General features: G+C 55.2%; 11 protein-coding genes. 9 read left to right on the top strand and 2 right to left on the bottom strand.

Going from position 1 to position 12,903, the window contains the following annotated elements:
* Positions 1-23: 23 nt before the first annotated feature.
* Positions 24-1,265 (top strand): MFS transporter, encoded by a 1,242-nt coding sequence (locus E5161_RS17350; protein ID WP_136779159.1) that lies wholly within the window; start codon positions 24-26, stop codon positions 1,263-1,265.
* Positions 1,266-1,328: 63 nt separating this feature from the next.
* Here the strand turns inward: E5161_RS17350 and yfbR are convergent, their stop codons facing one another.
* Positions 1,329-1,919: a 5'-deoxynucleotidase gene (gene yfbR / locus E5161_RS17345; protein WP_136779158.1), complete on the bottom strand. Its 591-nt coding sequence runs from the start codon at positions 1,917-1,919 to the stop codon at positions 1,329-1,331.
* Between the two features lie 88 nt (positions 1,920-2,007).
* On the opposite strand from yfbR, the gene E5161_RS17340 reads away from it, so the two are divergent.
* From E5161_RS17340 to E5161_RS17325, 4 genes are all read left to right on the top strand, one after another.
* Positions 2,008-3,552 carry a fumarate hydratase gene (locus E5161_RS17340; RefSeq protein WP_136779157.1) on the top strand — a complete coding sequence of 515 codons (1,545 nt, stop codon included), beginning with the start codon at positions 2,008-2,010 and terminating at the stop codon, positions 3,550-3,552.
* A 48-nt stretch (positions 3,553-3,600) separates the two neighbouring features.
* Entirely contained in the window at positions 3,601-5,400 is a 1,800-nt protein-coding gene (pnpS, locus tag E5161_RS17335; protein ID WP_136779156.1) for a two-component system histidine kinase PnpS, read from the top strand.
* Positions 5,401-5,530: 130 nt separating this feature from the next.
* The gene (locus tag E5161_RS17330; protein ID WP_136779155.1) at positions 5,531-6,250 is read left to right on the top strand and encodes a response regulator transcription factor; all 720 of its coding nucleotides are present in this window, start codon (positions 5,531-5,533) and stop codon (positions 6,248-6,250) included.
* A gap of 177 nt (positions 6,251-6,427) precedes the next feature.
* Positions 6,428-6,799, top strand: a complete 372-nt coding sequence (locus E5161_RS17325; protein ID WP_136779154.1) for a hypothetical protein — start codon at positions 6,428-6,430, stop codon at positions 6,797-6,799.
* A 12-nt stretch (positions 6,800-6,811) separates the two neighbouring features.
* Here E5161_RS17325 and E5161_RS17320 read toward each other — a convergent pair whose 3' ends face one another.
* Positions 6,812-7,681 (bottom strand): AraC family transcriptional regulator, encoded by an 870-nt coding sequence (locus E5161_RS17320; protein ID WP_136779153.1) that lies wholly within the window; start codon positions 7,679-7,681, stop codon positions 6,812-6,814.
* A gap of 148 nt (positions 7,682-7,829) precedes the next feature.
* Here E5161_RS17320 and E5161_RS17315 point away from each other — a divergent pair, with 148 nt between their 5' ends.
* From E5161_RS17315 to E5161_RS17300, 4 genes are all read left to right on the top strand, one after another.
* Positions 7,830-8,882 (top strand): Gfo/Idh/MocA family protein, encoded by a 1,053-nt coding sequence (locus E5161_RS17315; RefSeq protein WP_136779318.1) that lies wholly within the window; start codon positions 7,830-7,832, stop codon positions 8,880-8,882.
* 135 nt (positions 8,883-9,017) lie between these two features.
* On the top strand, positions 9,018-9,980 hold the full coding sequence (locus E5161_RS17310) for a sugar phosphate isomerase/epimerase family protein (protein WP_136779317.1): 963 nt from the start codon (positions 9,018-9,020) through the stop codon (positions 9,978-9,980).
* An 11-nt stretch (positions 9,981-9,991) separates the two neighbouring features.
* On the top strand, positions 9,992-11,137 hold the full coding sequence (locus E5161_RS17305) for a Gfo/Idh/MocA family protein (protein ID WP_136779316.1): 1,146 nt from the start codon (positions 9,992-9,994) through the stop codon (positions 11,135-11,137).
* Positions 11,138-11,434: 297 nt separating this feature from the next.
* The gene (locus E5161_RS17300; RefSeq protein WP_136779152.1) at positions 11,435-12,886 is read left to right on the top strand and encodes a stalk domain-containing protein; all 1,452 of its coding nucleotides are present in this window, start codon (positions 11,435-11,437) and stop codon (positions 12,884-12,886) included.
* The last annotated feature ends 17 nt before the right edge of the window (positions 12,887-12,903 follow it).

The raw sequence follows: 12,903 nt of genomic DNA, 5'->3' as shown, positions 1-12,903 counted from the left end.
CACATGACATAGAGGGAAATACCATGATGCAGCGTGTTCGTAAAATGATCGGACGCTATGACAGCGGAATCTGGATTCGCGTGGTCGGATCCGCCATGTCCACGGTCACCAGCTTTATGATCCGGCCTTTTCTTGTACTTTATCTCTATCATAAAATCGAAGGATCCGTCTTCCTCCCGATGCTGGTCGTGGGGCTGGCGCCTTTATGCGGCATGATCGTCAGCTGGTATGGAAGCGGCTTAAGCGACCGTCTCGGACGAAAACCGATCATGTTCGGTTCTCTCCTGCTGCAAATGCTGTGCATGATCGGATACGCGTTTGCCGGGGAGATTTGGCAGTATATAGCGGTCTCCGTCATCAACGGGATCGGAGCCGCGTTGTTCATGCCGGCCGCCAATGCGCAAATGACGGATATGGTGCCGGCGGAGCGCCGGGCGGAAGTGTTCGCGCTTCTTCACACCGGATTCAACGTAGGTGCTGCGGTCGGGCCGATTCTCGGTCTGCTCATGTTCCGAGTGAATCCGATGCTCGTGTTTTTCTTGTCCGCCGCCTCTTTTCTGTTGAATGCGCTGCTCGTGTATTTCAAATTGCCGGAGACGTCGCCGCTTGTTGTTAACCGTAAAATATCGGGCGCTTCAGAGGTGGCTGCATCCTCGGCGAGTAAACGGCCCGGTGGGTTTCGGATTCTGTTCGGAAGCGAACGGATGCTGCTCTTCGTAACGTTGTTTACGCTGCCGATCGGATTTTTATATGCACTGGCGGAAACCGCGCTTACGATTCATTTGGGCACGCATTTTGCCAAGCCTCAGGACGTGTTCGGCTGGATGCTGTCCTTTAACGGCGTTATGGTCATCCTTCTGCAAATCTGGATCGCCCGCAAGACGGAAGCATACCGCTCTTATGCGGTCGTGGGCGTCTCCTACGCTCTGTTTACCGTTGTCGCGTTCGGTTACGGTTACGGTGCAACGCTGATCGTGTTGTTTGCGGCGGAGTTTGTGTTTACGCTGGGAGAAATGATGAACGGACCTCATATGCAAAAAGTGATTTCTCTGATGGCGTCCGAGGAAAAGCGGGGGTACTATTTTACGGTATTCGGAGCGAGCCGTCTGCTGGCGCAGGGGCTCGGCCCTATCCTGGGCGGTCTTCTGCTGGCCTCGACAAACGGGGAAACGCTGTTCACCGTCCTGGCCGTACTTCTCGCTGGAGCGGGTGTCGCGCAGTATCGGGTGATGAAGAGGGAAGAAGAGAGTCGGCTCGCGGCTTAGCTGCTTACGCGAACAGGGGTTATCCCGTTCGGTCAGGAATGACCGGTCAGGATAACCCCTTTTTTACCCTTCTTCCGAAAGCTCGTCGATCGTTTTCTCGAAGCCGGGGGCCAGGCGGGTCAGCAGCCATTCGACTTCGGGCATATCCAACTGCCGAAGCTTCTCCTCGCTTTGTCTCCGCGCGGTCGCGAATTCGCGGTTGCCGGCCGACATTTCGCTCAAACATTTCAGATACGCATCGAGCAAATCCGCGGCTTTGACATATTTCCGCAATTCGGCGTCACCGGACTCGCCGGTCAGGAAAGGCCGGTAAGCTTCCCGCAGCTCCCCGGGCACGGTCGACAGCAGCCGGTCCGCGGCGATCGCTTCGATCTCGCGAAAATTGGCCAGAATCCTCGGATTGTGATGCTTGACCGGTGTCGGAATGTCACCGGTGAACACTTCGGTCGCATCGTGGAACAACGCGTACGATGCGGCTTTGTCGGGGTCGATATTGCGCCCGAATACGTCTCTCGCAATTGTCCCCAGCAAGTGAGAAAGCAGTGCTACATGATAGGAATGCTCGGCGACGCTTTCGGACGTCGTATTCCTCATCAGGCTCCACCGTTCGATATGGCGCAGCCGGTACAAATAAGCCAGAAAATGATGGGACATCGCGTTTCTCCTCATCTCCCGTTCCCGTTTCTGTATGCTATTATATAGTTATTGAGTTACACCGACCAGAGAGGGGAACAACTGCAGCATGTCCACTTTTGAAGAAAGCGTCTACCGATTGATTGTCGAAACTTCCACCAACCTTCCCGCCGACGTGCGCCGCGCGGTAGCGGCGGCCAAAGAGAAAGAGGACAGCGCAACGCGCGCGGGGTTGTCTCTCGCCACGATCGCGAAAAATATCGAAATGGCGGAATGCAACGTATCGCCGATTTGCCAGGATACCGGCATGCCGACTTTTATCGTTCACACGCCGGTCGGAGCGAACCAGATCGTCATGAAACGCGAAATTCGCGAAGCCGTGGCGCGCGCGACGAAAGACGGCAAGCTGCGCACGAATTCTGTCGATTCACTGACGGGCGCGAACACCGGCGACAACCTGGGACCGGGTACGCCCGTTATCCACTTCGAGCAGTGGGAGCGGGATGAAGTGGAGGTTCGGCTGATCCTTAAAGGAGGCGGCTGCGAGAACAAGAACATCCAATACAGCCTTCCTTGCGAGCTTGAGGGACTCGGCAAAGCCGGCCGGGACTTGGACGGCATCCGCAAATGCATCCTGCACGCCGTGTATCAGGCGCAGGGACAAGGCTGCAGCGCGGGCTTCATCGGTGTCGGGATCGGCGGCGACCGCACGACGGGTTATGAACTTGCGAAGCAGCAGCTGTTCCGTCGGGTCGACGATGTGAATCCGATTCCGGAGCTGGCGAAGCTGGAAGACTACATCTTGGACAAAGCCAATCAACTGGGGATTGGCACGATGGGCTTCGGCGGAGCGGTTACGCTGCTGGGCTGCAAAGTCGGTGTCAACAACCGCCTTCCGGCCAGCTTCTTCGTGTCCGTCGCCTATAATTGCTGGGCTTTCCGCCGTCAAGGCGTCATCCTCGACGGTTCTACGCATGAAATCAAGGATTGGGTTTACGAGGGCGGTTCGGCCGTGCCAATGAACAATGAACCGGCTGACGCCAGTGATGACGCGGCTGCTCCTGTCGGCAAGCGCCGAGAAGTCGTTTTGCGTGCGCCGCTGTCGGAAGAAGACGTCAGACAGCTTCGCGTAGGCGACGTGGTCATTTTGAACGGCGAAATGCACACCGGCCGCGATGCGCTGCACAAGCATTTGATGGATCATGATTCCCCGGTGGACTTGAACGGCGGAGTGATCTATCACTGCGGTCCGGTGATGCTGAAAGACGAAGCCGGCTGGCACGTGAAGGCCGCCGGACCGACGACCAGCATTCGGGAGGAGCCTTATCAAGGCGACATCATTCGCAAATTCGGCATTCGGGCGGTCATCGGCAAAGGCGGCATGGGAGCGAAAACGCTGGCCGCTCTCCAAGAGCATGGCGCCGTGTATTTGAACGCCGTAGGCGGAGCGGCGCAATATTACGCCGAGTGCATCCAAAATGTCAAAGGCGTCGACTTCATGGAATTCGGCATACCGGAGGCGATGTGGCATCTGGAGGTCGAAGGATTTGCGGCAATCGTCACGATGGACGCACACGGCAACAGCTTGCACGCGGACGTGGAGCAGGATTCCAAACAGAAGCTGGCGCAATTCAAAGACCCGGTTTTCGCGTAATATAACGCCTGACCCGAACCGAACGGAAGGAGACGCCGGGACACTGACATGACGAAATTTCGCCGAAGATTAACCGTACAGTTCATGCTATTGGTCGTGTTGTCGTTACTGGCGGCAGGCTTGCTGACAGCCGACTCTTACCGGCGGACTCATCAGACGGAGCTGAAGGATCATATGATCCGCGAGCTGCAGTTGATTAATGCGACGAGTCCATGGCCCGATACGTCGGATCCGGCGGCGCTGAAAGAACAATTGCAGGCTGAGGCGCTGCGGTATAAAAAAATTGCGGGCATGCGAGTGACTTTTATTGCGGCGGACGGCACGGTACTCGGCGATTCCGATCACGAGCCTGGTACGATGGATAACCATCTGAGCCGGACCGAGGTGCGGGAGGCGCTTGCTTCCGGAATCGGAAGCAGCTTACGCCACAGCGACACCCTTGAGCAAAACATGCTGTACGTGGCGACGACCGTGAAGATGGACGGCAAAGCCGTGGGGTTCGTCCGGCTGGCCATGAGTTTGAAAATGGTGGACAGCTCCCTATACAACATGTGGTTGGTTCTCGGCTTCGGATTGATAGTGTTGTTTATTTTGGCAACCGCCGTCAGTTACCGGTTGGCACGTTTGATCACCCGCCCGCTAGAGCGAATGACGACGGCCGCGAAGCGGATGGCGAACATGGACTATGCAATTCGGGTGCCGGAGGACGGGCGCGATGAGATCAGCGAACTGGCGCGCGCCTTGAATCTAATGGCCAAAAATCTGCAAGAACAGATGGATCAAATCCGCCAAAACGGAGCGAGACTGCAAAACGTGGTCGACAACATGACGAGCGGAGTCGTCATGATCGGCCATGACGGGGTTGTCACCCTTTACAACCGGGAAGCAGAAAAGCTTCTCGGCGGCGCGGCCAAGGAACGGCTCGGGCGTCCGTTCACCGAAATCCGACAGCATATCGAGCTGGTCGAGTTGATCCGGGAAGCGCTGGAATTCCGGATTCCGCATCAACAAGAGCTGCCGGTTTATTACCCGGAAGAACGTCAGCTTCAGTTAAATCTGGTTCCGATGCCCGCGAGCGGGGAGGAAGATCCGGGTGTGCTGCTGGTCATGCAGGACGTGACGGCGATTCGCAGACTGGAGAAAATGCGCAGCGAGTTCGTCGCCAACGTCTCCCACGAGCTGAAGACGCCGATTGCGGCCGTGAAAGGCTTCACCGAGACGCTGCTGTCGGGGGCCATGAACGATCCTGGAACCGCGCGTTCTTTTCTGACCATCATCCATGACGAAAGCGAACGGTTGAACCGGCTGATCGGAGACATTCTGGAGTTGTCCAAAATCGAATCCAGACGCGCGCCTCTGCAGTATTCGCCTGTCGATCTGGGAGTGTTCCTGTCGCGGATGAAGGAATTGTTCGCCCCGGAAGCGGCCAAGAAGAACATCGCGCTGGAATTGGATGCGGCGGACGGTTTATTCCTCGAAGCGGATGAAGATCGTCTCGGTCAAATTCTGCTGAACCTTCTGCAAAACGGCATCAACTACACGCCGGAAGGCGGACGCGTCAAGGTGCAGGCCGAAATGATCGAGCTGCCCGCCTGGGAAGAAGGGGACGAACGGGTGCGCATTACGGTATCGGACACCGGCATCGGCATTCCGAAAAAAGATATTCCGAGAATTTTCGAGCGTTTTTACCGTGTGGACAAGGATCGCTCCAGAGACTCCGGAGGCACCGGACTCGGGTTGTCGATCGTCAAGCATCTCGTGGAGCTTCATAACGGCACGATCCGCGTGGAAAGCACCGTCGGGGTCGGCACGAAGTTCATCCTTGAACTGCCGGTGATTCATCCTTAACCGGCATCGCAGCCGGGCTTCACCTGCATTTTACAATCGCTTGACAATCGCGTGACGTCCCGTTGACATGGGAATGATACAAATGAACTATAAGAATCGACCAAGGCAGGGTTGCCGGACGGAGGGACGCATGGCAGACAAGGTGCTGATCATTGAAGACGAACCGACGCTGGCCCGTTTGGTGTCATATAATTTGTCGCAGGAAGGCTACGAGGCGGAAGTCGTCGGCAACGGAGCGGAAGGGCTTCACCGGGCGGTTCACGACGAATATGCGATTATCTTCCTGGATCTCATGCTTCCCGGCATGAACGGTTTCGAGGTACTGCAAAAAATACGGCAGCACGGGGTGAAAACCCCCGTCATCATCCTGACCGCGCGCAACGCCGAAGAGGAAGTCGTGCAAGGGCTCGGCCTGGGTGCGGACGATTATATTACGAAGCCGTTCGGCGTGGCTGAACTGTTGGCCCGGGCTTCGGCGGTGCTGCGCAGATCGAGAAACGGCGACCACAAGCCTGCGGTACAGTCTCCCGGGGACAAAGTGATCAGTCTTGGGGATTTGCAAATTTATCCCGAGAAGTACGAAGTGTTCGTGAACGGCCAATGGATCACGCTTCGTCCGAAGGAATTCGAAGTGCTGCTGTACTTGGCGGAACGGCCGGGTATCGTCATTACCCGCGACGACCTGATGAATGTCGTCTGGGGCTTCGACTATATCGGCGGACAGAGAACGGTCGACGTGCATGTCAGTTCGCTCCGCAAAAAGCTGGAGCTCAATCAGCAGACCGTGCAAATCGAATCGATCCGCGGCGTCGGTTATAAATTAATCGTGAACCGTAAATCGCTTGCATAAGTTATATTGCAAAAACGGCGGCCAATTTGGCCGCCGTTTTTTGTTTGGGCAGCGGCTTAGCGCAAATCGTGTCCGGGCGTTCGACAAATGCGCCGAATTTCTCTTATTTTCCGTCCGTTACAACTTGTTACGCATTATGCTATTCTTGTTAGAAACGAGAGGTAGAGGAGGATCGGCATGTCCCAAGATGTGTTGACCAAGGAGGAAGTGGAAGGTTTGCTTTCGTCTGTCCCCGCATCGTCGGAACCGAGCCGTATCCCGTCGCTTCCGCCGGCTGAGCGAATCGACGATTATTCGGAGATCACCGAACGCTATTGGCAGCAAACCGTCATTCAGATGCAGCGTGAATTGGCCGAGCTGCAGCAGCGCGTGGAGACACTCGAGAAAGCGTTAAAGGTCAAGAAGCAGGCCAAGACGGCCTCGAAAAATAAAACCCCTGCCGCGATACAGCAAGGGACAAGCGGTATGCCGGCTGGCGGTGAGGACGGAAAGCCGCAGCCGATTCCTTCCCGTAAGGAGAAGTTTAAATCCGGGCGGAAATGGTTTTAAACCGGTGGTTCGTCAGCTTCGTCCCCAAGCCAACATTCGGCGCTGAAACTCCTTGGGCGAGAAGCCGTTGAAACGTTTGAACATTTTGTAGAAATGCGCCATATTGGCCATGCCGATCTGGTCGCCCACCTCGGCGACACTCAAATCACGGGTCAGCAGCAGCTGCTCGGCACGTTTAATTTTGCGGAAATTCACATACTCCGTGAACGACATGCCCATCACTTTTTTGAAAAATTTTACGAAGTAATAGTAGCTCATATTCGCGATCCGGCATGCGTCTTCCACGCCAATCCGGTCGTCAATACGGGATTCCACGTAATCGAGCACCGGCTTCAGGCGAATGCGTTCCACCCGGTCCTGTCCGGCCAGCAAACCCCGATCGTCGTTGCGGATGAGGATGAGCAGCAGTTTTTTGACCAGCAAATTGACCGCCAGCTCGTATCCGCTTTCCTTACGCTGGGCTTCTTCATGAATTTCATGGATGCAGTCGGCCGCTTCGAGCCGGGCTTTCGGATTCTCCCTGAAAATGTAGTTCATCGTGCTGAGCGGCACTTTGGTTTCGTTGAAATATTGCAGGTAGGGAATCGTGCTCTGATCGAAAAAGGACTGCAAATCGAACTGAAGCACGATGTATTCCAGGGGCCCCCCGTAACTGCGGTCGCGATGGAGCTGCGAGCTGCCGAGGATGACGACGTCTCCCGGAGTCATGATATACGTTTCGCCGCTCAGTTCGACGTCCAGCCGGCCGTTCTGCACAAGCAGCAGCTCGCATTCGGGGTGATAATGCCAATTGAACGTACGTACGGCATCCCGGATGATTTGCCATATTTTCAGGGACAGCAGAGGGTTCTCATATTCGATTTTTTCTTTGACGGGCTGCAAGCGCTTGCACCTCCGGGATGACAAAATCGCATATAAACCTCCCATTTGAGAGGATGGGAAACGCCCCATTCAATGATACACTAAATTGTAGTGTTAACGCAGTACATTCGCAAGGAGGACAAGCATCTTGTCAACAGTTCATGTAGGAATGATCGGCTGCGGCGGCATCGCGATGGGGAAACATCTTCCGGCGCTCGCCAAAATCCCGGAAGCGAAAATCGTTGCGTTTTTTGACGTGGCACCGGAAAGGGCGGTCGACGCCAAAAACCAATACGGCACGCCCGACGCCAAAATCTACGACAACATTCAAGATTTGCTGAATGATCCGAACGTTCATGTCGTGCACGTCTGCACGCCGAACGACACACATGCCCAAATTTCCATCGACGCGATGGAAGCCGGCAAGCACGTGCTTTGCGAGAAACCGATGGCCAAAACGGCCGCAGACGCGCAGCGCATGCTCGAAGTGTCCGAGCGTACGGGCCGGAAGCTGAGCATCGCGTATCAGAACCGTTTCCGCCGGGAATCGCTCTGGCTGCATGAAGCGGCCCGCAACAATGAACTTGGCGAAATATACTTGGCCAAAGCCCATGCCATTCGCCGCAGAGCGGTACCGACATGGGGCGTGTTCCTGGATGTGGAGAAACAAGGCGGAGGCCCGCTGATCGATATCGGAACCCACGCGCTCGATCTGGCTTTGTGGATGATGGACAACTACGAACCCCGCAACGTGCTCGGCACTTCATACCGCAAGCTGGCCGAGCAGGGAAGTCCCGCGAACGAATGGGGCAATTGGGATCCGTCGAAGTTCACCGTGGAAGATTCCGCATTCGCCATGATCACGATGAAGAACGGCGCAACCGTGTGGCTGGAATCGAGCTGGGCGCTGAATACGCTGGACGTGGACGAGGCGAAAGTCACGCTGTGCGGCACGAAAGCCGGCGCCGACATGAAAGGCGGGCTGCGCGTCAACGGAGAAGAGCACGGCCGTCTGTACACGAAAGAAATCCAGCTGGGATCAGTGTGGGGCGGAGGCGCTCCGAGCAGCGAACCGGCGGAGAAGGAAGCGCGCGCCTGGATCGACGCGATTTTGAACAATCAGGCCCCGGTCGTAACGGCTAAGCAGGCGCTGGTCGTGCAGCAAATTCTCGAAGCAGTGTACGAGTCCGCCAACAAAGGCCAAGCGATCAGCTTCGTATAAATAGCCTCTCTTGGCAGGCATGGCATATGACGACGTTTTCATGTAAAATGATATGAGGATGCAGAATGTACGCGTGTACATCAAGGCGTCCTCATTTCATGATCATTTCTATTGGGGAAAGGTCAGGTGTCGGAAATGAAGCTCGGCGTATTCATCGTATTATTCGGACAACAATCATTTGAAGAGGCATTGGACTCAGCGAAAGCTGCGGGCTGCCAATCCGTGGAAATCGGAACCGGAGGTTACCCGGGTACCGCTCATGTAGACGCGAAAGCCGTCGTGAACGATGAGGCTGCGGTCAAGAGAATTCGGGACGCGGTCGCGTCCCGCGGCCTTACGATCAGTGCACTCAGCTGCCACGGCAACCCGCTTAATCCGAACAAGGAGCAAGCTCAAGCCGACCACGAAGCTTTCCAGGCAACGGTACAGCTCGCCGAGAAGCTTGGCGTGGACACGGTCATCACGTTCTCCGGACAGCCCGGCGAATCGGAAAACTCGAAATACCCGTCTTGGGTGACCTGCCCTTGGCCGCCGGAATTCCTGACCGTTCTCGAATGGCAGTGGAATGAGGTCGCCATCCCTTATTGGAAAGAACAATCCGCTTTCTGCCGCAAACACGGCGTGAAGGTGGCCATCGAGGCTCATCCGGGCTTCCTCGTGTACAACACGGAAACCGCGCTGCGCCTCCGCCGCGAAGCCGGGGACAACATCGGCGTGAACTTCGATCCGTCCCACCTGTTCTGGCAGGGTATGGATCCGATCGAATGCGTCAAGGCGCTCGGCGACTCCATCTACCACGTGCACGCGAAAGACACGAAAATCGATGCGCGCAACACGGCACTGAACGGCGTTTTGGACACGAAGCACTACGGAGATATTCTGAACCGCTCCTTCGTGTTCCGCACAGTGGGATACGGACACGACGACGAATTCTGGAAGCATCTGGTCAGCACGCTGCGCCTGGTCGGTTACGACGGCACGATCAGCATCGAGCACGAGGACGGCATTATGAGCGTGAACGAAGGGTTCACGAAAGCCGCGAATTTCTTGAACGGACTCATTCTTAAAGAAAGCGCGGGTGAAATGTGGTGGGCGTAAACGATCGCAAAATGAATGTGGGCATGGTCGGCTATAAATTTATGGGCAAGGCGCACAGCCACGCCTATAAAGATGTCGGCATGTTCTTCGATATGAACGCGGATGTCGTCATGAAAGCCATTTGCGGCCGTGATGAGCAGGGCGTGAAAGACGCAGCGGCGAAATTCGGATGGGAAAGCTACGAGACCGACTGGCGCAAGCTGGTTGCCCGCCCGGACATCGACATTGTCGATATCAACGCTCCGAGCGACGCACATAAAGAAATTACGCTGGGCGCCATCGCGAACGGCAAACACGTATTTTGCGAGAAACCGCTGGCGCTGAACTTGGCCGACGGCCGTGAAATGCTGGAAGCGGCGGAGAAAGCGGGCGTGAAACACGCGGTCTGCTTTAACTACCGGTTCCTGCCTGCGGTGCAATTGGCCAAGCAGATCATCGACGAAGGACGTCTGGGCGATATCCATCACTACCGTGCCACCTATTTGCAGGACTGGCTCGTCGACCCGAACTTCCCGCTCGCTTGGCGGCTCAAGAAGGAAGTGGCGGGTTCCGGCGCGCACGGCGATCTGAACGCACACTGCATCGACCTGGCCCGGTTCCTGATCGGAGAATTCGACCGCGTCATCGGTCACAACCGCACCTTCGTGAAGGAGCGGCCGATTCCGGCATCTACAACCGGACTCTCCGGCACCGCTTCTGAGCAGATGGGCGAAGTCACGGTAGACGATGCGACCGGCTTCCTCGCCGACTTCAAAAACGGCGCGATGGGTTCTTTCATCGCTACGCGGTTCGCAACCGGCCGCAAAAACGGCAACACTTTCGAGATTCACGGCAGCAAAGGTACGATCCGCTGGGATCTCGAGCGGCTTAACGAGCTGGAAGTTTACTTCCGCGACGACGAGCCGAACGAGGCTGGCTTCCGCCGCATTCTCGTGACGGAAGGCACGCACAAGTATGCCGGCAACTGGTGGCCGACGGGGCACATAATCGGTTACGAACACGGCTTTGTCCATATCGTCTATGAATTTGTGCAGCACATCACCGAAGGCACTCCGTTCGCTCCGACGTTCCTGGACGGCGTTCGCTGCCAAGAGGTGCTCGAAGCGGTCGATCTTTCGATCGAGCGCGGCTCCTGGGTCAACGTGTCGGAAGTATAATGCTGTACCGATCATTACAAGAAGGGTCTTCCTAACGGGAGGCTCTTTTTATTTTTTTTGAAGTTTCGTCCCTCCTCGGCTCTGGTGTGGTTTTTCGCGCTCAGCGCGTCGGGTCGGCGGTTGGGGGCGAGCGCAAAACGATAATCCGTCGGGGAAGGTAACGATCCCAGACGGATTTTTTTTTGAAAGATTTAACAATACTCCGCTTGCCCGTTGATTTGTAATTAACATTAGAGTTTTATCATTTTTCTAGTAACTGGTATTACATAAATCTACCAACGAAGGGTGAACGACTCGATGTCTTGGAAAAAGACGATCGCGGCAGCCGCCTTGACGGCTGCAGTAAGCGCAACAGTGGTCTCGGCTGTTTCCGCCGCAACTCCGGTTACGGTAAAAAAAGCGAAGCCTCCGGTTGTCGCTGCAGCACCGATCAACGTGATGAGCACGAATTATTTGATCAACGGTGCCGATGCTCTGATTCACACGATTACCCTGAACGGCAAGAAGCTTGTAAGTGTTGGTGATCTGGCTGTTGCCCTTGGCGCCGACTTTAGTTTCAAAGGAAACAATGTATCCGTTGAACTGAACGGCCACATCGTAAAGCTGACGACGAACAGCGACAAATTCACGGTTGACGGTGTGCAGCAAAAGCTTCCGGCTGCTGTAAAGAACGTGCAATACCGCAACTTCATCGATATGGATATGTACCTGAAAGGATTGGGTGTCACAGTTACGACGGACGCGTCCGGAACGACCTGGATCGACGCCGATCTGCTGCCCGAAGCCGACAGCGCACAATGGATCGGCGATGGGAAACTGCTTGTCGCTCACGATACGGAAGCTGGAAGCTTTAAATCTATCGTAGATGTGAAGACCGGCGAACATCGCATTCTGACGGACAATACGGAAATTGCCGAGCTGGTCGTTTCTCCTGACGGCAAAAAGGCCGCCTATACCGATAGCCAAGGCGCTGTGTGGGTCATGGACCTCGGGCTGGAAACGTCCAAGAAAGTATCGGACGACGCAAGCATTAAGCCGGAGTTGGTCTGGTCTCCTGACCAAACGGCGATATACTTCTTGAATTCCGAAAAATCTAACTCTATCAAAAAGCTGAATCTTGCAGACGGTAAAATCAGCACGATTCTGGACGACAAAAAAGACTATAAAGAGAACCTGCAAGTTTCGGCGGACGGCAAAGTGTTCACTTACCAGCAAAACACGATGTCGAAAGTTACCGACCCAGGTGCAACCGAAGGGCAAGACGTCGTGGACGACGGACTGACAATCGACCCCAGTGCGGCAACGACAAACATTTGTCAATTTGTAAACGATCCTTCGATCAAAGATAATGCTCCGGTTCAATTGACCAATTCAACGGACGACAAAATGTTCGTAAAAGCAATGGCAGACGGCAACAGCGTGGTTTACATCAAAGTCGGAGCGGACGAGAAAACGAAATCGGTCCTGAACAGCGTTATGAAAGACAAGACGGTCAAAACCTTGTTCGGTGATCAAGACGTTCTTCAAGCCGTATTCGCAGGAAACAACAAATGGTACCTTCTGACGGGCGGACCGACAGGAAAAAACTTGATCTATGAATTCGATGCCGTCGCAGTTACTTCCAAACAACTGTATACCGTTTCTGACAGCGTATCTGACATCATCGCCCAAGGCTCGTCGCTTGCGATCATCGACAACGGAATCATCTACGCCCAGGTGAACGGCAAATGGAGACCTGTTTCCCGTTAATCTAATTTGATAACCCG

The organism is Cohnella pontilimi, assembly GCF_005049045.1.
GTDB classification, from domain to species: Bacteria; Bacillota; Bacilli; order Paenibacillales; family Paenibacillaceae; genus Cohnella; species Cohnella pontilimi.
This window is presented reverse-complemented; position numbering and strand designations above follow the sequence as displayed.